The sequence below is a fragment of the Citrobacter arsenatis genome (genome assembly GCF_004353845.1).
In the GTDB taxonomy this organism is placed as follows: domain Bacteria; phylum Pseudomonadota; class Gammaproteobacteria; order Enterobacterales; family Enterobacteriaceae; genus Citrobacter; species Citrobacter arsenatis.
The window spans coordinates 1,997,382-2,022,772 of record NZ_CP037864.1 but is presented as its reverse complement, the minus strand read 5'-3'; the positions used below and the strand labels follow the sequence as shown (position 1 = coordinate 2,022,772).

Genomic DNA, 25,391 nt, shown 5'->3' with positions numbered 1-25,391 from the left:
TCCCCAACTTCTTACTGCTTAGCTGTGACGGATGTACTCATCCATTTCAGTTTTCAGGTTATCGGACTTCGTCCCGAAGATAGCCTGAACACCGGAACCAGCTACCACAACGCCCGCCGCGCCCAGTTTCTTCAGGCCAGCCTGATCCACTTTAGCAACGTCAGCCACGCTGACGCGCAGACGAGTGATGCACGCATCGAGGTTAGTGATGTTTTCTTTACCGCCGAATGCCGCAACCAGAGCCGGAGCCATTTCGCCGGATGCACCTGCTTTGCTGTCTTCGGTAGCATCTTCACGACCCGGAGTTTTCAGGTCCAGCGCTTTGATCAGCACACGGAAGATGGTGTAGTACACGATCGCATAACCGATACCGACAATCGGGAACAGCCACAGTTTGCTGCTGTTACCGGACAGAACGATAAAGTCGATCAGACCATGGGAGAACGACGTACCGTCACGCATACCCAGCAGGATACAGATCGGGAATGCCAGACCAGCCAGAATCGCGTGGATGATGTACAGGATCGGCGCCACGAACATGAAGGAGAACTCGATCGGCTCGGTAATACCGGTCAGGAACGAGGTCAGCGCCGCGGAGATCATGATACCGCCCACTTTCGCGCGGTTTTCAGGTTTAGCAGAGTGCCAGATAGCAATAGCGGCAGCCGGCAGACCGTACATTTTGAACAGGAAGCCACCGGACAGTTTGCCCGCAGTCGGGTCACCTGCCATATAGCGAGGGATATCGCCGTGGAACACCTGACCAGCAGCGTTGGTGTATTCACCAATCTGCATCTGGAATGGAACGTTCCAGATATGGTGCAGACCAAACGGCACCAGGCAGCGTTCAATGAAGCCATAGATACCGAACGCCACGACCGGGTTCTGGTATGCAGCCCACTGGGAGAACGTTTGAATAGCAGTACCGATCGGTGGCCAAATGAAGGACAGAACCACACCCGTGAAGATGGCAGCCAGACCAGAAATAATAGGAACGAAGCGCTTACCCGCAAAGAAGCCAAGATACTCAGGCAATTTGATACGGTAGAAGCGGTTGAACATGTACGCTGCAATCGCACCGGAGATAATCCCCCCGAGAACACCCGTATCAGCAAGGTGTTTTGCGGCGATCTCTTCAGCAGGTAAATGCAGAACCAGCGGCGCAACTACAGCCATGGTTTTAACCATGATGCCGTAAGCAACAACGGATGCCAGTGCAGATACGCCGTCGTTGTTGGTGAAGCCTAACGCAACACCGATGGCAAAAATCAGCGGCATGTTTGCAAAAACAGATCCGCCTGCTTCTGCCATTACGTGCGATACAACGGCTGGCAGCCAGCTGAAGTTAGCGGAACCGACACCCAGCAGGATACCTGCAATCGGGAGTACGGAAACCGGCAGCATCAGCGATTTACCGACCTTTTGCAGGTTAGCAAATGCATTCTTAAACATAATTAGGAGTGCTCCTGAGTATTTGTGCTTATACACGTCATCCTTCAAATTGCCTCAGCGTTGGCTGCGTTCGTTCATCCCAGTCACTTACTCAAGCAAGCTCCTGCAATTCACTCACATGCCGTCTTGATGCAGCTTGAATGACTTTGTGTATTCTACGTTCTCACGCATTAGCGAGGGGGGAGAACCTCGCCGTGTACAGGGCATCTAAGTACCCTTTATTTATTACACAGAGTAAAATAATTCAGTTTGTTTTTGTTTGACGGCTATCACAATTCGGTCCCGAATGGCCGTAAAATCCGCACATTCCGATAAAATGCGTTTCTGAATGTGTCAATATGGTTATTCACCGCCCATTTTGTGGCGGTGAACTTTACTCGCTTTAGTTATTAATTACGAGCTTTAAAATAAGTCAGTTAACGAACTGATTGCAGGCGAGAAGCATCGATGTGAAACAGGCGGGCAAAGTTATCAGTGGTTGCCTGTGCCAGTTCTTCAACGGCAACACCTTTCACTACAGCCATGTACTCCGCAACGTCGCGAGTCATGGCGGGCTGATTCTCTTTTCCACGATGCGGAACAGGCGCAAGGTAGGGAGAGTCCGTCTCAACCAACAACCGATCCAGAGGAACATAGCGGGCGGCATCACGGAGCTGCTCTGCGTTACGGAACGTAACGATGCCGGAAAACGAGATATAAAATCCGAGATCCAGCAATTTACCCGCCGTTTCTCTGTCCTCTGTAAAACAGTGTAGTACGCCACCACAATCCGTCACTTTTTCTTCGCGCAGAATCGACAGCGTATCGGCTCGCGCATCACGGGTATGCACGATAACCGGCTTTTGTAACTCACGACCAATCTGAATATGGTGGATAAAAGATTCCTGCTGGCGCACCTTTGTTTCCGGCGTGTAAAAATAGTCCAGCCCGGTTTCCCCCATCGCCACAACGCCCTCTTCGGCGGCAAAACGGCGCAGGTCTTCAACATCATAGGCTTCATCCTGATTCAACGGATGCACGCCGCAGGAGAAAACCACATTGTCACGTTCACCCACCAGCTCGCGCATACTGCGGTATCCTGGCAGAGTGGTCGCGACGGCAAGACAGAATTTCACATCGCGTGCGGCCGCTTTCGCCAGCACGTCATCCACGTCCTTATGCAGAGATTGATAATCCAGGCCATCAAGATGGCAGTGTGAGTCGACTAAAAACATAATGTCTCTCTCAAAGATGGGGAACAGGCAATACGGTGCCTGGTTGCAGGTAATGCTCAATTCGAAGGATAAGATCGGTTAACACCAGCTCACGGTTAACGCCAGTCACGTTCAGCAACTGCTGGCGGCAATGACAAACGTCACCAAGTATTGCCTGTATCTGGGCGACGGATAACCGTTCTGCGACAGAAGATACCAGGTCCAGCGCATCAGGATTCGTTAAATGGGAAACCCCGTACGGACGTTTCAACGCATCCGTCAACAACGTTGCCAGCCAGTGTAAACGGGCGGCAGCCTGGTCGTGATTTAACGCCGCGAGCAGTATATACCAGTCATTTGCGCGTAATGTGTTCGCCAGTGCCGCACAAAAATCCGTGCGGTGCCCCCAGCTCTCAGCCTGTAACAGCGTGAGTGCCGCACCCGGCGAACCTGCGCTCAGGCGTAATGCGCTAAGCAGCGCTTCTGGAGTCGCGCTCACTTCACGGGCAAGCCAGGAGATAGCGTACGACTCAGCCGGTGGAGCAAGGTGATGTAACCGGCAGCGGCTGCGCAATGTCGCCAGCAAACGTGCAGGCTCCGTGCTGGCGAGGAAAAACCAGGTTTGCGCCGGCGGTTCTTCCAGCGTTTTCAGCAGGGCATTGGCGGCGGCATCGGTTAACTGTGCGGCATCAGGGATCCACACCACTTTCGCACCGCCAAGACGTGAATGCTCGTACAGTTTTTCACTGACTTCGCGTACCGCATCAACTCCCAGCGTGCTTTTACCTTTTTCCGGCAGCAGCGAATAGTAGTCAGGATGCGTCCCCGCCTGCATCAGCTGACAGCCCCGGCAGTGTCCGCAGCTTTTATGCCCTTCCGGTTGCTGGCACATCAAATAGCGACTGAGCGCGTAAATCAGCGCATCATCACCCATTCCGGGTAATGCCTGAATCAGTAACGCATGGTGACCACGACCTGCCTGGTAGCTGGCTACCAGTTTTTCAAAATCCGGTCGCAACCATGGGTACCATTTCATGCGCCCTGCCCCTTCACCCACTGGGTGATGGTATTGCGGATATTAGCCATCACAGCCTCCAGCGGCTGCGTAGCATCGATAGTACGAATGCTGGCATCGTTGGCAGCCAGTTCAAGATAGCGCGCGCGGGTGCGATTAAAGAAATCGAAAGATTCCTGCTCAATGCGATCCAGCTCGCCGCGAGCACGGGCTCGCTTCAACCCAACTTCTGGAGTCACATCCAGGTAGAGCGTCAGGTCCGGGCGAAAATCACCGAGCACTGCATCGCGTAGGGTTGCCAGCATGTTTTGATCGATACCACGTCCGCCTCCCTGGTACGCCTGGGTCGACAGATCGTGGCGATCGCCAATTACCCACGCGCCTCTCGCCAGTGCAGGTTTAATAACCGTTTCGACCAACTGTACACGCGCCGCGTAAAACATCAGCACTTCGGCTTTATCGGTAATGACCTCGTCACCGACCGATTTAATATCCAGCACCAGACTTCTTAGTTTCTCAGCCAGCTGCGTTCCACCAGGTTCGCGGGTGAAAACCATGTCACGAATACCGAGTTGCTCAAGTGTCTCCACCACCACGTTACGCGCAGTGGTTTTTCCGGCGCCTTCCAGGCCTTCAATGACGATATAGTTACTGCCCATTTTTTTCCTTAAGCACTTTCAGGTAATCCTGCACGGACCGGTTATGGCTGGCAAGATTGGTGTTAAACGTGTGGCCGCCTTTACCGTCAGCCACGAAATAGAGATACGGCGTTTTGGCCGGATGTGCCGCGGCCTGCAACGAGGCCTCTCCCGGCATGGCAATTGGGCCAGGCGGTAGCCCCGTAATGGTATAGGTGTTATAGGCGGTCGGGGTATCTAAGTCCACACGCGACAACTTGCCATTATACCGTGTCCCCATTCCGTAAATCACCGTTGGATCGGTTTGTAAACGCATGCCAATCCGTAAGCGGTTAATAAAGACCGAAGCCACCTGGTCGCGCTCGCTGGCAACCGCTGTCTCTTTTTCGATAATGGAGGCCATGGTTACCAACTGATTTTTATCCTGATAAGGCAGTCCTTCAGCGCGCCCTTCCCACACAGTATCCACCGCTTTAACCATTTTCTGATGCGCACGTTTTAGCAATGCCACGTCGGATGTATTGGCGGTATACATCCAGGTATCAGGCCAGAACCAGCCTTCCACCCATTGCGGATTTTCCACCTTCAGCGCCTGAGCAACCGTATCGTAGCTATCATCGCTCAGCGTATGTTTGATGTACGGCGCATCGCGCAGTTGTTTGAGGTAATCGCTCAGGCGCATCCCTTCAACCAGGCGCAACGGAAACTGCGCCTCTTTACCGCTTTCAAGCAGTTGCAGCATGTCACGCACCGTCATATCAGGCGTAAAGCGGTAGGTTCCTGCTTTAAAATGCGACAGTTCAGGTTCCACACGCAGCAGCCACTGGAACACACGCGGACGATTGATAACCTTGTCCGCATACAGCTGTTCGCCGAGAGCCAGACGGCCTGTGCCCGCTTTCAGCGTAAAAATAGTCTCTTCTTTAATCAATAATTTACTGTCCGCCAGATGGCGAACTTTCCACATTCCCACTCCCGCGGCAATGCCCAGCACAACCAGCAATAACAGGACAACGAGTAACAATTTTTTCATGACTAATTCGGGTGCTCACAAAGTGGGGCTAAAAAATCAAATAACAAACGTGAAGACAGCAACGTGTCGCCACAAGCGCGCACGGGAATAACAGGCATTAACGCATTACAGACGATAATTTCATCGGCCTGCATAACCTCTTCCAACCCGGCATACACTTCGACAATGCTGAACGGCGATTGTGCCAGCATCCGGATACAGAATTGTCGCATAATGCCGTTTACTCCGGCCTGATCCAGCCGGGGAGTGTAAACCACATCGCCCTTACGCCAGAACACGTTAGCCGCACAGCATTCCGTAACCCATCCCTCACTGTCAAGAACCAGCGCTTCATCTGCATCTGTCTGCTCAAGATGAGAGCGAATCAACACCTGCTCCAGTCGATTCAGGTGCTTAAGTCCGGCAAGTAGCGGATTACGCCCCAGTCGCACTGGGCTTAGCGCCAGCGTAATCCCCTCTTGCCGCCAGCGATCGTAATGATCGGGCCTGGCTGAAACAGAGAGAATACGTGTGGCATTGTGACAGTTCGCACTACTGTAACCCCGGCCACCGCTGCCACGGCTGATAATAACTTTCAACACACCACGCGAGTGCCCTTGCGCCAGCATTTTCATTTCACTTTGCAGCTCTGACCCATTTTCGAAAGGGATCAGCAATTTGTGGCAAGCCTCTTGTAAACGTGCAAGATGCGCGGCAAAGAGGCAAATTTCGCCGTCGATAATACGCGCCGTGGTAAAACAGCCATCACCGAATTGAGTCGCCCGGTCGCTTGCGGCCAGCATATTCTGCTCGCAGCCGTTAATTAAGAACATGGTGGCTCCTTATTTCTGGTCCGCTAGTTTGGCAGGATGAAGTACACAGGACAAGGACAGAAAACCGAATAAAAAAAGGCCCGACAAGCGGACCTTTTTAAATTGCTATCGATGCTAACGCATCACCTGACAGACTTAAATCTTTTTAAAGATCAAAGAACCGTTGGTGCCACCGAAGCCAAAGGAGTTACACAGGGTGTACTCCATACCGCTTACCTGACGCGCTTCGTGTGGCACGAAGTCCAGGTCGCAACCTTCATCCGGATTATCCAGGTTGATGGTTGGCGGAATAGCCTGATCGCGCAGCGCCAGAATAGAGAAAATTGACTCTACCGCGCCCGCCGCACCCAACAGGTGTCCGGTCATGGATTTGGTGGAGCTCACCATCACACGGCTAGCAGCATCACCAAAGACGGATTTCACTGCCTGGGTTTCAGCTTTATCGCCTGCAGGGGTGGACGTACCATGTGCGTTAACATAGCCGATTTGCCCCGCTTCGATAGCCGCATCACGCAGCGCGTTGACCATTGCCAGCGCAGCACCTGCACCGTTTTCCGGTGGTGACGTCATATGGTAAGCATCGCTGCTCATCCCAAAGCCAACCACTTCAGCATAGATTTTTGCACCGCGCGCTTTCGCATGCTCGTACTCTTCCAGTACCACCATGCCTGCGCCGTCGCCCAGCACAAAGCCATCACGCTCTTTATCCCACGGGCGGCTCGCCGCTTGCGGGTTATCATTACGTGTAGACAGCGCACGTGCAGCGCCAAAACCACCCACGCCCAGCGGCGTACTGGCTTTTTCTGCACCACCCGCAACCATCGCATCTGCATCACCGTATGCAATGATACGTGCGGCATGACCGATGTTATGTACGCCTGAAGTACAGGCAGTCGCGATGGAGATGCTTGGCCCTTGCAGGCCGTACATGATGGTCAGGTGACCTGCCACCATGTTAACAATCGTCGACGGAACGAAGAACGGGCTGATCTTACGCGGTCCACCGTTTACCAGAGAGGTATGGTTTTCTTCGATAAGACCGAGACCGCCAATACCGGAGCCAATAGCGGCGCCAATACGGTGGGCGTTCTCTTCCGTAATTTCGAGGCCAGAATCCTGCATGGCCTGAACGCCAGCGACAATTCCATATTGAATGAAGGCATCCATCTTGCGCTGTTCTTTGCGCGAGATAATGTCTTCACAGTTAAAATCCTTTACTAAGCCAGCAAATTTCGTTGCATAGGCGCTAGTATCGAAATGGTCGATCAGGCTGATGCCACTCTGACCGGCAAGGAGAGCTTTCCAGGTAGACTCTACGGTATTGCCGACAGGAGACAACATGCCCAGTCCGGTCACAACTACACGACGCTTAGACACGGTTGTCCTCCAGGGAGGGAAAATAATTCAAGTGGGATAAAAAGATAAAACTCAGGCGGTCGAATGACCGCCTGGAGATGTTCACTTACGCCTGGTGGCCGTTGATGTAATCAATGGCAGCCTGAACGGTAGTGATTTTCTCAGCTTCTTCGTCCGGAATCTCAGTATCAAACTCTTCTTCCAGAGCCATTACCAGCTCAACGGTGTCAAGAGAATCTGCGCCCAGGTCTTCAACGAAGGAAGCATTGTTGGTTACTTCTTCCTGCTTAACGCCCAGCTGTTCGCCGATAATTTTCTTAACGCGTTCTTCGATAGTGCTCATACTCTTAAATTTCCTATCAAAACTCGCTTTCGCGATGGTTTTCGTAGTGTATAAAATGTTGAAAAATTTGCAACTAAATCCCGGCAGGTCTTACCACGATTTTACGTTATTTTGAGGGCATTCACCCTAATAACGCAAATTTTTTTATCTCGTGGTTAAACCATGTACATCCCGCCGTTGACGTGCAAAGTCTCACCTGTGATGTAACTTGCTTCGTCAGAAGCTAAAAATGCAACCGCGCTGGCGATTTCTTTCGGATCGCCAAGACGACCCGCAGGTACTGCCGCCAGCGTACCCGCACGCTGCTCATCAGACAGCGCACGCGTCATGTCCGTTTCAATAAAGCCCGGAGCAACAACGTTTACAGTAATGCCACGAGACGCAACTTCGCGTGCCAGTGATTTACTGAAGCCGATCAGACCCGCTTTCGCCGCAGCGTAGTTAGCCTGACCCGCATTTCCCATGGTACCAACCACAGAACCGATAGTGATAATACGCCCATGACGCTTTTTCATCATAGCTCGCATTACCGCTTTTGACAGACGGAAAACAGATGACAGGTTGGTTTCGATAATATCGTTCCACTCGTCATCTTTCATACGCATTAACAGGTTATCACGAGTAATCCCGGCATTATTGACCAGGATATCGACTTCACCAAATTCTGCGCGAATATTTTCCAGAACAGATTCGATAGATGCCGGATCGGTCACATTCAACATCAGACCTTTACCATTTGCACCTAAGTATTCGCTAATGGCCTGCGCGCCGCTTCCGCTGGTTGCAGTACCGATAACTTTCGCGCCACGGGCAACGAGTGTCTCAGCAATTGCGCGGCCAATGCCACGGCTTGCACCGGTAACCAGCGCGATTTTTCCTTCAAAACTCATGGTCTTCCTCTTTTATTGCTCTAGCGCCGCAGACAGTGCCGCCGGCTCATTCAGTGCCGAAGCAGTCAGGGTGTCAACAATACGTTTCGTCAAACCGGTCAGAACTTTACCCGGACCAACTTCATACAGGTGCTCTACGCCCTGGGATGCCATAAATTCAACGGTTTTAGTCCACTGAACCGGGCTATACAGCTGACGAACCAGCGCATCGCGAATAGCATCAGCGGCGGTTTCGCACTTCACATCGACGTTGTTCACAACCGGCACGGTCGGCGCGTTAAAAGTGATTTTCTGCAGTTCAACGGCCAGTTTCTCAGCAGCAGGTTTCATCAGCGCGCAGTGAGAAGGCACGCTGACCGGCAGCGGCAGAGCACGCTTAGCACCCGCGGCTTTACAGGCAGCACCGGCACGTTCTACGGCTTCTTTGTGCCCGGCAATAACCACCTGACCCGGTGAGTTATAGTTTACCGGTGAAACCACCTGACCTTCGGCAGACTCTTCACACGCTTTAGCGATAGCAGTGTCGTCCAGACCGATAATAGCAGACATGCCGCCAGTGCCTTCCGGAACCGCTTCCTGCATGAATTTGCCACGCAGTTCAACCAGACGTACAGCATCGGCAAAACCGATAACACCCGCACATACCAGCGCAGAGTATTCACCCAGGCTGTGACCTGCCATCAGTGCAGGTGTTTTACCACCCTGCTGCTGCCATACGCGATAAAGCGCGACAGATGCGGTCAACAGTGCTGGCTGCGTCTGCCAGGTTTTATTCAGTTCTTCGGCTGGACCCTGCTGAGTCAACGCCCACAGATCATAGCCCAGCGCAGCTGATGCTTCAGCAAAAGTTTCTTCAACAATTGGGTAGCTTGCTGCCATTTCAGACAACATCCCAACGGTCTGGGACCCCTGCCCCGGAAACACAAATGCAAATTGCGTCATGATTAAATCCTTATACTAGAAACGAACCAGCGCGGAGCCCCAGGTGAATCCACCCCCGAAGGCTTCAAGCAATACCAACTGCCCAGCTTTAATACGCCCGTCGCGGACGGCTTCGTCCAGCGCGCACGGTACGGAGGCCGCGGAGGTATTACCATGTCTGTCGAGCGTCACGACAACGTTATCCATTGACATACCCAGCTTTTTCGCGGTTGCGCTGATAATGCGCAGGTTAGCCTGATGCGGCACCAGCCAGTCCAGCGCAGAACGGTCAAGATTATTGGCTTCCAGCGTTTCATCAACGATGTGCGCAAGCTCTGTCACCGCGACTTTAAATACTTCGTTACCCGCCATCGTCAGGTGAATCGGGTTTTCTGGGTTCACGCGATCGGCGTTAGGCAGCGTTAACAGTTCGCCATAGCGACCGTCAGCGTGCAGATGCGTGGAGATAATGCCGGGTTCTTCTGATGCACTCAGTACAACCGCTCCCGCACCATCACCGAAAATAATGATCGTTCCGCGATCGGTCGGATCGCAGGTACGGGCCAGGACGTCAGAGCCAACGACCAGAGCATGCTTAACTGCGCCAGACTTAACGTACAGGTCGGCAACGCTCAGAGCATAGGTGAAACCGGCACAAGCAGCCGCAACGTCAAACGCCGGACAGCCTTTGATCTCCAGCATACTTTGGATCTGGCATGCCGCGCTTGGAAATGCGTGAGTGGATGATGTGGTAGCTACCACAATCAGACCAATTTGTTCTTTGTCAATGCCCGCCATTTCAATTGCACGGTTTGCGGCGGCAAAGCCCATCGTCGCAACTGTTTCATTTGGCGCTGCAATATGGCGTTCACGGATACCTGTACGAGTGACGATCCACTCATCAGAGGTCTCGACCATTTTTTCCAAATCGGCGTTAGTACGCACTTGTTCAGGCAGATAGCTGCCAGTACCAATAATCTTCGTATACATGTACGCTCAGTCACTTTTTGGTTATATACCGCCACGAGCAAATCGCTGATACGCTGACAGCATTCACAAACGCATCGTTATCTGTGTGTTCGTGAATTTACGCTTTCGCCACCGTCCAGCAGTTCGAATCCGGCTGGGTATACAGATTCCAGGCGAGCGGCAATTCGCTGAGGAACTTGTCGCTGCACCGCCTGCACTGCCTGTTCAATCGCGACTTCAAATGCTCGCTGATTGGCCGCACCATGACTCTTAATCACCGTGCCGCGCAATCCTAACAGACAGGCGCCATTATACTGGTCGGGGTTGAGGTGACTAAATCGCCTTGTCAGGCTTTTTTGTAACCAACGTTTTAATAACAGCAGCCACCACGACCGTTTTTTGCCCTCACCCTGAGACTTCAGCAGTGAAAGGAACATTCTGACAACACCTTCCATCGTCTTTAATGTGACATTACCTGTAAAGCCGTCACAGACCAACACATCAGTTTTGCCAGTCAGTAACTCATTGGCTTCAAGATAGCCGATATAATTAATGGAAGGGATTGTTTTTAGCACAGCAGAAGCATCCCGAATACTGTCGAGACCCTTGGTTTCTTCTTCGCCGATATTGAGCAACGCAACTCGGGGATTGGCAATGCCAACCACCTCTTCTGCCAGCACGGAACCCATGACGGCAAATTGCACCAACATCGTGCTATCACAATCCACGTTGGCGCCTAAATCCAGCACCACCGTTTTGCCCTTTTGCTGATGAGGTAAAACCGTCACCAGCGCAGGACGCTCAATCCCCTCAAGGGGTTTGAGCAATAACTTCGCAAGTCCCATTAGCGCCCCCGTATTACCGGCGCTGACACAGGCTTGCGCTCGACCTTCTTTCACGAGCTCCAGGGCAACACGCATTGAGCTTCCACGACTGGCGCGAATAGCTTGCGAGGGCCGGGCATCACTGGCAATAACTGACTGAGCAGGGATAATCTGCAGACGTGAACGTTGTTCGAAGTCAGCTTTGGCAAGTAATGGCGTGATTGTATCGGGATCCCCGACTAAAAGAAGTGTGAGTTGCGAATTAGAATTCAGTGCCTGCAATGCTGCAGGCACTGTCACGGTAGGGCCAAAATCGCCCCCCATGACATCTAACGCCAGGGTTAGACGTGTCAAGGTATCGTCGCTGCCCGGTTAGGTGTTTCCCCAGTTACCCGGGGAAAGCCTCACTAAGCTTCATCACGCGGTTCTCTTTGTCTTTCTCACCGTAGTGGGAAAGTCATTGAGTCATGCGTGATTACTTAGCGATTACCTTACGGCCACGGTAGAAACCGTCGGCAGTGATGTGGTGACGCAGGTGTTGTTCACCAGAAGTTTTGTCTACAGACAGGCTGGTGACTGCGGTCAGAGCGTCATGAGAACGACGCATGCCACGTTTGGAACGGGTTGGTTTATTCTGTTGTACGGCCATGGACCTTACTCCTCAATTACTTACGCTTTAAGCTGGCTAATACGGCAAATGGGTTTGGTTTTTGCGCTTCATCAGGCAATTCGCCAAAGACCATGTCCGCCTCGGACACTTCACAGTGTTCAGAATCATGCACCGGAACTACCGGCAAGGAGAGGATAATCTCATCTTCAACCATTGCAAGCAGATCGATTTCACCGAATTCGTTAACCTCAATCGGCTCATACGCTTCCGGGAGTGCTTCAGCCTGCTCGTCAGAACGGACAGGACTAAAACAATATGTTGTGTGAACATGAAGTGGGAACGGTTTCCCGCAACGCTGACATTCGAGCGTAACCGATACCTTCGCATCACCGGTTATAACGGCAAGGCGCTGGTTATCGATAGCGAACGACATGGAGCATTCCACATCACTGTCCACACTGACTACAGAATCGGCGACACGCTCAACCAGATCAGAAGTATAAATACCTTCATAATCGAGGCGTTTTTGAGCCGTACGAACCGGATCAAGAGTCAGGGGTAATTTTACCTTTTGCATAGGGCGCGCATATTAACTTTGTAACGTCATATAGTCAAAGAAAAAGGCAGCCTGTGGTTGCCTTTTGCCAATAATTCGCACACATTGCGGGTCATCGACTTAAAATCGCTCAACACAAGCCAATACAGCCAGCTTGTAGGACGAAGTCCATAGTTTAAAATGGCTCTCATCAATACGCTATATGCGAGGGAAAAAATATGCCTCAACTTATTCTTGCGTCCACCTCTCCCTGGCGTCGCGCTTTACTTGAAAAACTGGCAATTCCGTTCGAATGCGCAGCACCAGAGGTTGATGAAACGCCGTTACCGGGCGAAGCACCGCGGCACTTAGTCTTGCGACTGGCACAGAAAAAAGCGCAATCACTCGCCCACCGTTATCCATCGCATCTGATTATCGGCTCCGATCAAATTTGTGTTCTTGATGGCGAAATAACCGGTAAACCATTAACAGAAGAAAATGCGCGCCAACAGTTACTCAAAGCCCGTGGTAATATTGTGACGTTTTATACCGGACTGGCGCTGTATAATTCTGCGACCGGACATTTACAAACCGAAGTTGAACCGTTTGACGTGCATTTTCGTCATTTGAGCGAGACAGAGATTGAAGATTACGTACGCAAAGAGCGTCCGCTGCATTGTGCCGGTAGTTTTAAAAGCGAAGGGTTGGGCATTGCACTCTTTGAGCGCCTGGAAGGTCGCGACCCAAACACCTTGATCGGTTTGCCGCTGATCGCACTGTGTCAAATGCTGCGACGAGAAGAGATGAACCCGCTGAACGCCTGATTAATCTGCCTGATGGCGACGCGATGCGTCTTATCAGGCCTACAGCGCATAACGCGATTGTAGGCCTGATAAGCAACGCGCATCAGGCTTTGCTGCGTAATACCTCGAGGCAGCGCTTCAACTGTTTATCCATTGGCGCTTCAATTCGCATCACTTCACCCGTGCCCGGATGAGTAAACTTCAACGCTGCGGCATGTAAAAACAGTCTGCTCAGTCCGGTATCCGCCAGTTGCTTGTCGAACTCGCGGTCGCCGTAGCGATCGTCAAAGGCTATCGGATGTCCGGCATATTGAGTATGCACACGGATCTGGTGGGTACGTCCGGTCACTGGGCTACAGCGCACCAGCGTCGCAAACGCATAGCGCTCTTCTACCTTAAATCGTGTTTCCGATGGCTTCCCTTCCTGATTCACCCGCACGATACGCTCGCCGCTCTGCAGAATGTTCTTCAACAGCGGCGCCTGCACGGTTTTCACATGGGACTGCCACTGGCCTCGTACCAGCGCGAGGTAGTCTTTCTGCATACCCTTCTCACGAAGTTGTTCATGCAACGAACGCAGCGCTGAGCGTTTTTTAGCCACCAGTAGTACGCCGGAGGTATCCCGGTCAAGGCGATGCACCAGTTCAAGGAAACGCGCTTCCGGACGCAGCGCGCGTAAGCCTTCAATGACGCCAAAGCTTAGCCCGCTTCCCCCATGGACGGCTGTACCTGAAGGTTTGTTAAGCACCAGGATGTGGTCATCTTCATATAAAATGACATCGGTCAGCGCCGCAACCTTCTGCAAGTTTGGCGAAATAGCCTCTTCTTCACGTTCAGCGACACGTACAGGTGGAATACGCACAATGTCCCCGTCTTCGAGTTTGTACTCGGGTTTTATGCGTTTTTTGTTCACCCGCACTTCGCCTTTACGCAAAATGCGATAAATCATACTTTTTGGCACGCCCTTGAGCTGGGTGCGCAAAAAGTTGTCGATGCGTTGCCCTGCTTCGTCGGCAGTAATGGCAACTGTTTTTACGGCTGGAGTCTCTGTTTTCATGGGGGCCGATTTTAAATAGCCATCAAGATTCGCGCCACACATTTTTCTATGCTTATATTAACTGCTATACCTTATTACTTAAGTTTGACATAGCCGATTTGGTGGTTATTAAAGCAATCACCACGCGGAAGTGAAAAAACTGTGAGTAACCGGGTGATAAATGGCAAAAGTCATCTTGCTATAACAAGGTTAGCAGTGGAATAATGAGGTTGTTTCCGTGTTGAATCTTGTTAAAACAAGAACCTTTCCGGAATGACCCAATTTTGCCCGACCGATCATCAACGCAGCAATGGCGTAAGACGTATTGATCTTTCAGGCAGTTAGCGGGCTGCGGGTTGCAGTCCTTACCGGTAATAAGGAAGCTTTTCTGGAGAGTAACACCCAGACTGTTCCCCTGATAATTGCGCTGTGTTTCCGTATGAAATACAGGCAACCGACACTCTGCGCCTCTTTGAGCTGACGATAACCGTGAGGTTGGCGACGCGAATAGACACGAGGCCATCGGTTCACACCCGGAAAGGCATTACTCTGCCCGCAGCTTAGTCGTCAATGTAAGAATAATGAGTAAGTTACGATGAAAAGAATGTTAATTAACGCGACTCAGCAGGAAGAGTTGCGTGTCGCCCTTGTAGATGGGCAGCGTCTGTACGATCTGGATATCGAAAGTCCTGGACACGAACAGAAAAAAGCCAACATCTATAAAGGCAAAATTACCCGTATTGAACCGAGTCTGGAAGCTGCTTTCGTTGATTACGGCGCTGAACGTCACGGTTTCCTCCCGTTAAAAGAAATTGCCCGCGAATACTTCCCCGCCAACTACAACTCCCATGGTCGTCCCAACATCAAAGATGTGTTGCGCGAAGGTCAGGAAGTCATCGTTCAGATCGATAAAGAAGAACGCGGCAATAAAGGCGCTGCGCTGACTACCTTTATCAGCCTGGCGGGTAGTTATCTGGTTCTGATGCCGAACAACCCGCGCGCGGGCGGCATCTCCCGTCGCATTGAAGGCGACGACCGTACCGAATTAAAAGAAGCGCTGGCAAGCCTTGAGCTGCCTGATGGCATGGGGCTTATCGTGCGTACCGCAGGTGTCGGCAAATCCGCCGAAGCACTGCAGTGGGACCTGAGCTTCCGCCTGAAGCACTGGGAAGCGATTCAAAAAGCCGCTGAAAGCCGCCCTGCTCCGTTCCTGATCCATCAGGAAAGCAACGTCATCGTTCGCGCATTCCGTGACTACTTACGTCAGGACATCGGCGAAATCCTCATCGACAACCCGAAAGTCATGGAGATGGCTCGTCAGCACATCGCCGCCCTGGGTCGTCCGGATTTCAGCAGCAAAATCAAACTGTACACCGGTGAAATCCCGCTGTTCAGCCACTATCAAATCGAATCTCAGATTGAGTCCGCGTTCCAGCGCGAAGTGCGTCTGCCGTCCGGCGGCTCAATCGTTATCGACAGTACCGAAGCGCTGACCGCTATCGATATCAACTCCGCTCGCGCAACCCGCGGCGGCGACATCGAAGAAACGGCGTTCAATACCAACCTTGAAGCCGCTGATGAAATTGCTCGCCAGCTGCGTCTGCGTGACCTCGGTGGCCTGATTGTTATCGACTTTATCGATATGACGCCGGTTCGTCACCAGCGTGCGGTTGAAAACCGTCTGCGCGAAGCCGTTCGTCAGGATCGGGCGCGTATTCAGATCAGCCATATTTCCCGCTTCGGTCTGCTGGAGATGTCTCGTCAGCGTCTGAGTCCGTCACTGGGTGAATCCAGCCATCACGTGTGCCCGCGTTGCTCCGGCACCGGTACCGTACGTGATAACGAATCACTGTCGCTGTCTATTCTGCGTTTGATCGAAGAAGAAGCACTGAAAGAAAATACGCAGGAAGTACACGCTATTGTTCCTGTGCCGATCGCTTCCTACCTGCTCAACGAAAAACGTACCGCGGTTAATGCCATCGAGACGCGTCAGAATGGCGTGCGTTGTGTGATCGTGCCAAACGATCAGATGGAAACCCCGCACTATTCCGTGTTGCGCGTACGCAAAGGGGAAGAAACACCTACCCTGAGCTACCTGCTGCCGAAACTGCATGAAGAAGCGATGGCATTACCGACGGAAGAAGAATACGTCGAGCGTAAACAGCCAGAGCAACCGGCGCTGGCCACCTTCGCCATGCCGGACGTTCCGCCAGCCCCAGCTCTGCAGGAGCCTACCGCGAAATCCGCCGCGCCTAAAGCCGCAGCAGCGACCGCAGCCGTCGCCGCACAACCTGGTTTAATGAGCCGCATCTTTGGCGCTCTGAAGTCCATCTTCGGTGGCAGCGAAGAAGTGAAACCGGTTGAACAACCAGCACCGAAAGCTGAAGAGAAAACCGAACGCCAGCAGGATCGTCGTAAGCCGCGTCAGAACAATCGTCGCGACCGTAACGATCGTCGTGATAATCGCGACAACCGTGGTGACCGTGACAACCGTAACGAGCGTTCAGAAAGCGGCGAGAACCGTGAAGATAACCGCCGTAACCGCCGTCAGTCGCAGCAGCAAAATGCGGATGCGCGCGATAACCGCCAGCAAACCACTGACGTCGCAGATAAAGCGAAATCCGGTGATGAGCAGCAGGCTCCGCGTCGCGAACGCAACCGCCGTCGTAACGATGACAAACGTCAGGCACAGCAGGAAGTTAAAGAGCTGAACCTGGCTGAACAGCCTGCGCAGGATACCGAGCAGGAAGAGCGCGTACGTCAGCCTCAGACCCGCCGTAAACAGCGTCAGTTGAATCAGAAAGTTCGTTTCACAGACAGCACCGCAGTTGAAACCGAAGTGGCAACTGCCCCTGCCGCAGTGGTCGCTGAAACCGCTGTTGCTCAGCCAACTGAACAGCCGGTACCGGCACAGCGCACCGAACTGGCAAAAGTTGATCTGCCAGCCGTCGTTGCGACTGAGCAGGAAGACAACAGCGAAGCACGTGACTCCAACGGTATGCCGCGTCGTTCTCGTCGCTCTCCTCGCCATCTGCGCGTAAGTGGACAACGTCGCCGCCGTTACCGTGACGAGCGTTATCCGGTTCAGTCGCCGATGCCGTTAACCGTCGCCTGCGCATCTCCTGAATTAGCGTCCGGTAAAGTTTGGATCCGCTATCCTGTCGCTCGCCCTCAGGATCAGCAGGTTGAAGAGCAGCGCGCCCAGGAAATGATTCCGGAGCAAGCCGTACCTGTCGCCGTAGAGCCTCAGGTTGCTGCAGCTGCCGTTGAGCACATTGTAGACGCCCCTGCGCCAGTTGAAGCTGCTAAACCAGAGGTGACCATTGTTGAACCTCAGGCCGCCGTTGTTGAAACCGCACAGGTTGAAACCACGCATCCGGAAGTCATTGCTACTCCGGTTGAGGAACAACCGCAAATTATCGCTGAATCTGACGCACCTGTTGCTGAAGACATCGCTGCGAAAGCCGAACCTGTCGCTGAAGTCGTGACTGCGCCAGCTGTCGAAGCGCCTGTGGAAGTTGCGATTTCTCAGCCAGAACCAGAAGTGGTTGAAGAGATTGCTGAGGTGGTAGAAACCGCGCCGGTTGTTGAAGACGTTACCGCGCCGCAAGAGGTTGTTGCAGCGCCTGTCGTCGAAGCCGCAGTCGTTAAGGCTGAAGTTGTCGTAACCAGCGTTGACGCAGAACACCTCCACAGCCATGCGACCGCACCGATGACCCGCGCTCCGGCACCAGAGTATGTGCCTGAAGCACCGCGTCAAAGCGAGTGGCAGCGCCCGGCATTCGCCTTTGAAGGTAAAGGTGCTGCAGGTGGACACAGCGCCACGCACCAGGCGACTGCGCCAGCAACGCGCCCGCAGCCCGTTGAGTAAGATGTAATCAACATCAAAGCCGACCTTCGGGTCGGCTTTTTTATATCGGTTCTACGCGTTTCATCCCCGTTAGCTGCGGCATGACGTCCTTCATTAAGGCTAAAAACTTGCGTAATCGGGTCGGATAGTAACGCGCCCAGGGATAAACCAAATGCACAGGCAACGACGCCGCATGCCACTCGGGCAAGAGCGTAACCAGTCGTCCACGGGCAATATCCTCCTCGACCATCCAGCTTGACACAATGGCCACGCCCAGCCCTGCCAGGGCGGCATTTCTGGCGACATAAATACTGTCAGTACTCAATCTGGGTGAAATATTCAGCGTGACAGGTTCATTACGCTGCTGATGCAGCAATGATACGCTGTGCTGGTAAAACGTATTTACGGCAATCCAGGGTAGCGCTGATAACTGCTCAGGATGCGTAAGCTCGCCATATTGCTCCAGCAATGCAGGACTCACTACCATGCTACGGGGAACTTCAGCCAGTAAAACGGAAACGGTCGCAGGATCAACCTCAACCCCAACCCTGATGGCGCAATCAATATTATCGCTCAGGAAATCAACGGTTTTATCATTGAGCAGCCACTCTACGGACAACTGCGGGTAACGCGAAAGAAACTGCAAGAGCGGCTCAAGTAGCTGCTGCTGCCCAAACGCGTGCGGAGCACGTACCCGCAGCGTCCCCACCGGTTCATCTTCCGTAACATTAAGTCCATCTTCCAGCGCCAGCCAGGCATCAATAATATTCTTGGCATGCTGGTAGCCGCGTTCACCGTCGTCGGTCAATTTCATCGCATGCGTGGTGCGCATTATCAGTTTTACACCAAGCAGCGCTTCCAGGGATTGTAGCCGTCGGCTGACGGTCGCCTGCGTTGTCCCCATCTGTTTTGCCGCTGCCGAAAGCGATCCAGCTTCGACGATACGCACAAACGTACGCATCAGCTCGACCCTATCTATACGCTCAGCTTTTATCATTTTAATTTTCTTCATACGTCTAACGTATAACTGTTTTACCACCACACTCGCTACCACACCACCCGCTGAAAGATAAAAATAGCCGCACATTCTGTGATTGAGGAATCATTCGTGAACACACATACCGTACTTTCCCGTTGGGTCATTTTCGTTCTGGCATTGGGTGCCGGATTCAGCGTCGCCGCAATCTACTATGCCCAGCCCCTTCTGCCTTTAATGGGCCAGGATTTGGACTTAAGTATTACCGGTATGGGGTTGGTTCCGACGCTGACCCAGGCCGGATACGCGTTGGGTATTTTGTTTTTATTGCCATTAGGCGATCGTTATGACCGCCGGACATTAATCCTGCTGAAAAGCATCTCACTTGCCGTGCTGCTTCTGGCCTGCAGCTTTACCGGACAGTTACATTCACTATTACTGGTCAGCCTGTTGATGGGCATGGCAGCAACCATGGCGCAGGATATTGTTCCTGCGGCGGCGATTCTGGCACCGGAAGGCAAACAGGGCAAAACGGTGGGCACCGTAATGACGGGTCTTCTGCTGGGGATTTTACTCTCGCGTACCGTCAGCGGACTGGTAGGCGAGGCGTTTGGCTGGCGCGAAATGTATCAATTCGCAGCCGTCAGTATTGCCGTTATTACCGCGATTATGTGGAAGGTGATGCCTCGTTTTGCTGTCCATTCCACACTGAGCTACCCGTCATTAATGCTCTCCATGGCGCAACTCTGGCAACGGTATCCCGCGTTACGCCGCGCAGCATTGGCACAAGGCTTTCTGTCGATAGCGTTTAGCGCCTTCTGGTCCACGCTGGCGGTGATGTTATCTGAGCATTATCACATGGGTAGTGCTATGGCTGGCGCATTTGGTATCGCGGGCGCGGCTGGTGCGCTTGCTGCACCGCTGGCAGGTCATCTTGCCGACAAAGTGGGCGCGGCAAAAGTGACCCAGTTAGGCGCCTTGCTGGTAACAATATCTTTCGCTCTGATGTTCTTGTTACCCGCCCTGCCAGTACAGGGTCAGTGGCTGCTAATTGCCCTTTCGGCGGTAGGTTTTGATCTCGGATTGCAATCCAGCCTGGTTGCCCACCAGAACCTGGTCTATGGCCTGGAGCCTCAGGCACGAGGACGATTGAACGCTCTGCTGTTCACAATGGTATTTATCGGTATGGCGCTGGGTTCGGTTCTCGGCAGTCAGGTCTACGCGCTGGCAGACTGGGAAGGTGTGGTTACGCTGGCAACCATTAGCGGTGCACTGGCTCTGGTGATAAGGCTGACGGGGAATCTGTCGCTTAGCAAAAGAACGGTAGCTTAAAAAAATGCCCGCTCCCGGGTGTTAAGGGAGCGGGCAGACAAACATACCCAGTTTCATGATATGTTTTAAAACCAGACGTTAGCGATTGAGCTGGAACAGCGACATTCCCTGCATATCGGTAAACGCTTTGTAGGATGCCTGTAGCGCAGCCTGCTGCATAACATAAGATGAAATCGCGGCGTTCCAGTCGACATCTACCAGGTTACTCATTTGCTGAGTTTGGCCCAATGCACGATCGGTGCCCAGAGAATCAAGCGAGCTTAATTCGCTAAGCTGTGTGCCTAATTCTGCACGAACGGAAAGCACGTTATTCAGTGAGTTTTTCAAACCACGGCTGGTTTTAGCAATGGCCGCAGCGGCGGTATCTTTTGCCACATCGTCACCCTCAATTGGCGTTTTGAGCGCATCAATCGCGGTATCCAACATTTTGAACAGATTCTTTTCCTGAACACCGCCACCCGGTTCCGGTACGGCGTTGCTGGTCAGGTTATCAAACACTTTATCGCCAGTATGGCCAATCACCATGGTACGAGAGGCATCTACCTGCTGGGTCACGTTGGTCGTACCACCGCCGTAGGCACCATCCGCTTGGGCAAACGGTGCAGTTTCTGTTTTGTATCCGCCGAAAATATAGCGACCATTACCATCGGTACTGTTCGCCAGGTTCATCAGTTGATCGCGGATCCCCTGCAGGTCGGTGGCGAGCGATGCACGGTCGTTATCACTTAATGTTTCGTTACCGGCATAAACAATTTTTTCCTGCGCGGTTTGAATTGCCGTCGTCACCTGACTCAGCACATTTTCTTCCAGCGATACTTTCTGCGTTGCGAATGTTCGCGCCAACGCATATTGGCTGTTCTGCGCCTGGGCCTGCGAAAGTACCACGGCCTGAGAAGCGGCAATCGGATCGTCAGATGGAGTGAGCACACGCTTGCCCGTTGACATCTGTTCGCCGAACTTCATCCATTCCGCCTGAGAGTTAGTGATGCCACGCATATTCTGCTGGTACATCATCTGGGTGCTGATACGCATTGTGTCCCTCTCCCTTAGCGAATATTAATCAGTGCATCAAACAGCGCATTCGCGGTTTGCAGTACTTGCGCGTTAGCGAGGTAATACTGCTGATAGCGCTGTAAATTACCGTACTCTTCATCGAGGTTGACGCCGGAAATTGACTGCTGCTGCCGGTAAAGCTGGGTTACCACGTTGTTCTGGGTGGTGGCGCTGGTTTTCAGCGTAGCGGTTTTGTTCCCGACATCGCTTACCAGCGTGGCGTATGCGTCGTTGAAGGTCTTGTTGCCAACCGTAGCTTTGGTCTGTAGATCCAGCAGCTTCTGACCATTACGGTTATCGCTTTTTCCCTTATCAATATCCGGGTCCGGGTCATTTTTTGAAACCTGGGCCATAGCGATTTCCGACTCATCGGTCACCAGGACTTTCATATCAACGATAGCGTTACTGACAGGTTTCACTGTGAAGCTGTCATTTGCTACTGCGCCAGCGTTAACGGTGATTTCCATCCCGTCAAAGGACATTTTTCCACCGGTGACGGTGGCTTTGAAACTGGTATTATCCGCCAGGCGAGTAACCTGCCAGTCCGTCCCATCAAAAACAATTTTATAATCTGTCGCCTGCACAGCAGAGCTGTCAGTGATCTTCGCGTTTAACGATCCTGTTCCCGCATTTTTCGCATTGTTGAATACCGCCGGGCTGCCGATAGAGAAGAAATCCTTACCCTGATCGCCGTTAGCATCAAAACCTTCTTTGTGCTGGGTGTTAAACGCATCGGCAAACGCAAGCGCCAGTTGGCCCAACGTATTACGCGTCTGATCCAGCTCCTGAGAACGGAACGTGAGCAGTCCACCCAGTGAACCGCTATTTAACAGTTTCTCGGGGATCTCGACGGCTCCGGCAACGCCGTCAACGTAGGCCACTGTTGTACGATTCGGGTCATCACTGGAAGGTACTGCCGCCAATTGACGTGCATTACTGCCCTGCACCAATGAATAGCCGTTCGCCATGGTCACGTTATAGGTGCCACCGTCCTGAACGCTGACTTCAACACCGACAATCTGGTTCAGTTCACTGACCAACTGGTCACGCTGGTCCAGCAAATCGTTAGGCGATGCGCCCGCACCAACGCCGGTCAGACGGGAAATCTGGTCGTTGAGGCTGGCAATCTGTTTTGAGTAGTTGTTGATCTGATCAACGCTTGCTTTGATCGCAGTATTGACCTGCTTATCCTGATCGCGCAGATACTGATCGGTTGTTCTGAACTGATTCACTAACCCATCAGCTTTACCGATCATCGCCTGACGCGCCGCCGGATCTTCGGCGTTACTGACCAGCGTTTGCAGGCTGGTAAAAAAGTCCTGCATTGAGGTCGAAATGGAACTGGTTTTGCTGGAGAGCAGATTGTCGATTTTTGACATTTGCTCATAGCGCGTCGTCAGGCCGCTGCTCTGGTTCTGCGCTGCCCGCAACTGATTTGTGATAAAGGAGTCATACTCGCGCTGCACGCCAGAAACATAGACGCCATTGCCAACCCAGCCCCCCGCACCCAGCGTGCTGTTCGCTTGCGCCATAATTGTCGTTTGTCGGGTGTATCCGGCGACGTTATAGCTGGAGATGTTATTACTGGCAGAATTCAATGCGGCCTGCGCTGCGGCGAGTCCACTCATCGCGTTATTAATCAAGCTGGACATGGAGGTTCCTTGTAATCCTTCAATACTCGTTATTATCGGCAGCAGGTCGGTAGACTTGAGCTATTTAAAAGAGATTATCGATATTCGTGCTGTAGGTTTTGCTCACTTTTTCACTCATCGATTTCAACTGCTGGATCATGCTGGTTAATTTACGCGCATAGTTAGGGTCTGTAGCGTACCCCGCATTTTGCAATGCCTGCGCACCTTGTTCGGCTGTCGCGGCAGCGGTCACCGCCGCATAGCGCGGGTTACGCGATATCAGACCGACATAATCCGACAGCGCCTCAAGGTAAGAGCTATAGACGCGGAATCTGGCTTTCACCTTTTTCGCCTCACCGTTTTCATATTCGGTGGTGGTGATTTCGGTGGTTGGGCCTTTCCAGCTTCCCGAAGCCTTCACGCCAAAAATGTTAAAGCTCGGTTCGCCGTTCTCACGGCGAATTTGTCGCTGCCCCCAACCGGACTCCAGCGCCGCCTGTGCCAGAATCAGATGATGCGGCACCCCGCTTTGCTGGCTGGCCAGCTTAGCTGGCAACGATAGCTGGGCGAGGAAGTCTTTACTGTCACCTGACAGCGGCTCATCATTGCTTTCCGTCGCCCGGGGAATGGCTTTACGTACCAGTTGCGTCAGCGCCTGGTTTTGATAGCTGGTCACCGTTTCAAGCGAGAACTTCATTGGAACCTGCGGCGCGTCGTCTGCGGGTTGCGCCTGCCCTTCGGTCATCTGCTTGACCATCATTTCAGCCAGCCCCAGACCTTTACCTGCGGTCATCTGCTGCGCGATTTGTTGGTCATACATGCTGGTATACAAACGTGTCGAATCGCTGCTAAACACGCCATCTTTCGGCAGCGCTTCACGCATGCTTTTCAGCATCATCTGCACGAACATCCCTTCAACCTGGCGGGCGACCGGGCGGATATTCGCCGCCGGATCCTGACCCGCTTTCGCTTTCAGTTCGTTCAGTGATTGCGCATCCCAGGCGGCGCTGGTCAGCAGTTTGCTGTCACCAATCATTAGATGATTTCCAGTTTGGCGCGTAAGCAACCCGCGCTCTGCATCGATTGCAGAATGGACATCAGATCCATCGGCGTTGCCCCCAGCGCATTCAGCGCACGAACGACGTTGTTCAGGTTGGCGCTGGAACGAACGCTTTGCAGCGAACCGCCGCTCTGGCGCAGATCGATCTGAGTTTGTGGTGTCACCACGGTTTGTCCACCGCCAAACGGTGTATCCGGCTGGCTGACGTTCGCCTGGCGGTTTACCGTAATCGACAAGTTGCCTTGCGCTACGGCACAGCTATCCAGTGTGACTTCGCGATTCATAACGACGGATCCAGTGCGCGAGTTGATAATAACTTTCGCATCCTGCGGCGTGACGTTCACCTCCATGTTCTGGATATCCGCGAGGAAGCGCACCTGCGAACTGTTTCCACTTGGTACGCGCACCTGAATGGTTCGGGCATCCAACGCCGTTGCGCTGCCAAAGCCACGCGAGCGGTTAATGGTGTCAGTAATCTGCTGCGCCATCGCGAAATCTTCATTATTGAGCTGCAGATTAATGGTATTTCCGCCACCGAACTGGCTAGGCAACTCACGCTCGATGGTCGCGCCGTTGGTAATGCGTCCGCCATTGAGCTGGTTAACCTGTACGCTACTGCCACCCGCAGCCGCGCCTGCACCGCCAACCAGAATATTTCCCTGCGCCAAGGCATATACCTGGCTATCGACCCCTTTCAGCGGGGTCATCAGCAGCGTTCCGCCGCGCAGGCTTTTGGCGTTACCCATGGAAGAGACCACCACGTCAATGGTTTGCCCCTGGCGACCAAAGGCTGGGAACTGCGCGGTGACCATCACCGCCGCCACGTTTTTCAGCTGCATATTAGTGCCAGTTGGCACAGTGATCCCCAACTGCGACAGCATGTTATTGAGCGTTTGCGTCGTAAACGGCGTCTGGGTCGTCTGGTCACCCGTACCATCAAGGCCGACCACCAGCCCGTAGCCTATCAACGAGTTTTCCCGCACGCCCTGCACGCTGGTCAGGTCACGAATACGATCGGCATGCGCAAAGGTGGTTGCCAGTACCAGTACCATTCCAACA

At 52.9% G+C, this 25,391-nt stretch carries 23 protein-coding genes; 3 read left to right on the top strand and 20 right to left on the bottom strand.

What is annotated here, in order from left to right; genetic code table 11:
- Window positions 1-18 precede the first annotated feature (18 nt).
- The 14 genes from ptsG to yceD form a co-directional block, all read right to left on the bottom strand.
- Window positions 19-1,452, bottom strand: coding sequence for a PTS glucose transporter subunit IIBC (ptsG, locus tag E1B03_RS10630; protein WP_103771432.1), 1,434 nt, complete (start codon window positions 1,450-1,452; stop codon window positions 19-21).
- Between the two features lie 416 nt (window positions 1,453-1,868).
- Window positions 1,869-2,666 carry a metal-dependent hydrolase gene (locus E1B03_RS10625; RefSeq protein ID WP_049282337.1) on the bottom strand — a complete coding sequence of 266 codons (798 nt, stop codon included), beginning with the start codon at window positions 2,664-2,666 and terminating at the stop codon, window positions 1,869-1,871.
- Window positions 2,667-2,676: 10 nt separating this feature from the next.
- A complete protein-coding gene (gene holB, locus E1B03_RS10620) occupies window positions 2,677-3,681 on the bottom strand; it encodes a DNA polymerase III subunit delta' (RefSeq protein WP_103771433.1) in 1,005 nt (334 codons plus the stop codon).
- Window positions 3,678-4,319 (bottom strand): dTMP kinase, encoded by a 642-nt coding sequence (gene tmk / locus E1B03_RS10615; RefSeq protein ID WP_103771434.1) that lies wholly within the window; start codon window positions 4,317-4,319, stop codon window positions 3,678-3,680. Before tmk ends, holB begins: the two co-directional genes overlap by 4 nt.
- Window positions 4,309-5,331, bottom strand: coding sequence for a cell division protein YceG (gene yceG, locus E1B03_RS10610; RefSeq protein WP_133086169.1), 1,023 nt, complete (start codon window positions 5,329-5,331; stop codon window positions 4,309-4,311). Before yceG ends, tmk begins: the two co-directional genes overlap by 11 nt.
- Window positions 5,332-5,333: 2 nt before the next feature.
- Window positions 5,334-6,143, bottom strand: a complete 810-nt coding sequence (gene pabC, locus E1B03_RS10605) for an aminodeoxychorismate lyase (protein WP_103771436.1) — start codon at window positions 6,141-6,143, stop codon at window positions 5,334-5,336.
- 135 nt (window positions 6,144-6,278) lie between these two features.
- A complete protein-coding gene (gene fabF, locus E1B03_RS10600) occupies window positions 6,279-7,520 on the bottom strand; it encodes a beta-ketoacyl-ACP synthase II (protein ID WP_133086168.1) in 1,242 nt (413 codons plus the stop codon).
- 85 nt (window positions 7,521-7,605) lie between these two features.
- On the bottom strand, window positions 7,606-7,842 hold the full coding sequence (gene acpP / locus E1B03_RS10595) for an acyl carrier protein (protein WP_000103754.1): 237 nt from the start codon (window positions 7,840-7,842) through the stop codon (window positions 7,606-7,608).
- A 155-nt stretch (window positions 7,843-7,997) separates the two neighbouring features.
- Window positions 7,998-8,732: a 3-oxoacyl-ACP reductase FabG gene (gene fabG / locus E1B03_RS10590; protein WP_133086167.1), complete on the bottom strand. Its 735-nt coding sequence runs from the start codon at window positions 8,730-8,732 to the stop codon at window positions 7,998-8,000.
- Window positions 8,733-8,744: 12 nt separating this feature from the next.
- A complete protein-coding gene (fabD, locus tag E1B03_RS10585; RefSeq protein WP_133086166.1) occupies window positions 8,745-9,674 on the bottom strand; it encodes an ACP S-malonyltransferase in 930 nt (309 codons plus the stop codon).
- Window positions 9,675-9,689: 15 nt separating this feature from the next.
- The gene (gene fabH / locus E1B03_RS10580) at window positions 9,690-10,643 is read right to left on the bottom strand and encodes a beta-ketoacyl-ACP synthase III (RefSeq protein ID WP_103771440.1); all 954 of its coding nucleotides are present in this window, start codon (window positions 10,641-10,643) and stop codon (window positions 9,690-9,692) included.
- Between the two features lie 77 nt (window positions 10,644-10,720).
- Entirely contained in the window at window positions 10,721-11,800 is a 1,080-nt protein-coding gene (gene plsX / locus E1B03_RS10575) for a phosphate acyltransferase PlsX (protein WP_133086165.1), read from the bottom strand.
- Window positions 11,801-11,921: 121 nt separating this feature from the next.
- The gene (gene rpmF / locus E1B03_RS10570) at window positions 11,922-12,095 is read right to left on the bottom strand and encodes a 50S ribosomal protein L32 (protein WP_003036242.1); all 174 of its coding nucleotides are present in this window, start codon (window positions 12,093-12,095) and stop codon (window positions 11,922-11,924) included.
- A 16-nt stretch (window positions 12,096-12,111) separates the two neighbouring features.
- Window positions 12,112-12,633 carry a 23S rRNA accumulation protein YceD gene (yceD, locus tag E1B03_RS10565; protein ID WP_003036239.1) on the bottom strand — a complete coding sequence of 174 codons (522 nt, stop codon included), beginning with the start codon at window positions 12,631-12,633 and terminating at the stop codon, window positions 12,112-12,114.
- 197 nt (window positions 12,634-12,830) lie between these two features.
- On the opposite strand from yceD, the gene E1B03_RS10560 reads away from it, so the two are divergent.
- Window positions 12,831-13,415 (top strand): Maf family protein, encoded by a 585-nt coding sequence (locus E1B03_RS10560; RefSeq protein ID WP_043015921.1) that lies wholly within the window; start codon window positions 12,831-12,833, stop codon window positions 13,413-13,415.
- A gap of 82 nt (window positions 13,416-13,497) precedes the next feature.
- Here E1B03_RS10560 and rluC read toward each other — a convergent pair whose 3' ends face one another.
- Window positions 13,498-14,451: a 23S rRNA pseudouridine(955/2504/2580) synthase RluC gene (rluC, locus tag E1B03_RS10555; protein ID WP_181012814.1), complete on the bottom strand. Its 954-nt coding sequence runs from the start codon at window positions 14,449-14,451 to the stop codon at window positions 13,498-13,500.
- 574 nt (window positions 14,452-15,025) lie between these two features.
- Between rluC and rne the strand changes: the two genes are divergently transcribed.
- Entirely contained in the window at window positions 15,026-18,301 is a 3,276-nt protein-coding gene (rne, locus tag E1B03_RS10545) for a ribonuclease E (protein WP_103771443.1), read from the top strand.
- 40 nt (window positions 18,302-18,341) lie between these two features.
- Here rne and E1B03_RS10540 read toward each other — a convergent pair whose 3' ends face one another.
- The gene (locus E1B03_RS10540; protein WP_103771444.1) at window positions 18,342-19,367 is read right to left on the bottom strand and encodes a LysR family transcriptional regulator; all 1,026 of its coding nucleotides are present in this window, start codon (window positions 19,365-19,367) and stop codon (window positions 18,342-18,344) included.
- A 21-nt stretch (window positions 19,368-19,388) separates the two neighbouring features.
- On the opposite strand from E1B03_RS10540, the gene E1B03_RS10535 reads away from it, so the two are divergent.
- Window positions 19,389-20,588, top strand: coding sequence for an MFS transporter (locus E1B03_RS10535; RefSeq protein ID WP_103771445.1), 1,200 nt, complete (start codon window positions 19,389-19,391; stop codon window positions 20,586-20,588).
- Window positions 20,589-20,666: 78 nt separating this feature from the next.
- On the opposite strand, the gene flgL is transcribed toward E1B03_RS10535, so the two are convergent.
- The 4 genes from flgL to E1B03_RS10515 form a co-directional block, all read right to left on the bottom strand.
- Window positions 20,667-21,620, bottom strand: a complete 954-nt coding sequence (flgL, locus tag E1B03_RS10530) for a flagellar hook-associated protein FlgL (RefSeq protein ID WP_133086164.1) — start codon at window positions 21,618-21,620, stop codon at window positions 20,667-20,669.
- A gap of 14 nt (window positions 21,621-21,634) precedes the next feature.
- A complete protein-coding gene (flgK, locus tag E1B03_RS10525) occupies window positions 21,635-23,293 on the bottom strand; it encodes a flagellar hook-associated protein FlgK (RefSeq protein ID WP_103771447.1) in 1,659 nt (552 codons plus the stop codon).
- Between the two features lie 64 nt (window positions 23,294-23,357).
- On the bottom strand, window positions 23,358-24,308 hold the full coding sequence (flgJ, locus tag E1B03_RS10520) for a flagellar assembly peptidoglycan hydrolase FlgJ (protein ID WP_016152632.1): 951 nt from the start codon (window positions 24,306-24,308) through the stop codon (window positions 23,358-23,360).
- Window positions 24,308-25,384 (bottom strand): flagellar basal body P-ring protein FlgI, encoded by a 1,077-nt coding sequence (locus tag E1B03_RS10515; RefSeq protein WP_103771449.1) that lies wholly within the window; start codon window positions 25,382-25,384, stop codon window positions 24,308-24,310. Before E1B03_RS10515 ends, flgJ begins: the two co-directional genes overlap by 1 nt.
- Window positions 25,385-25,391 lie beyond the last annotated feature (7 nt).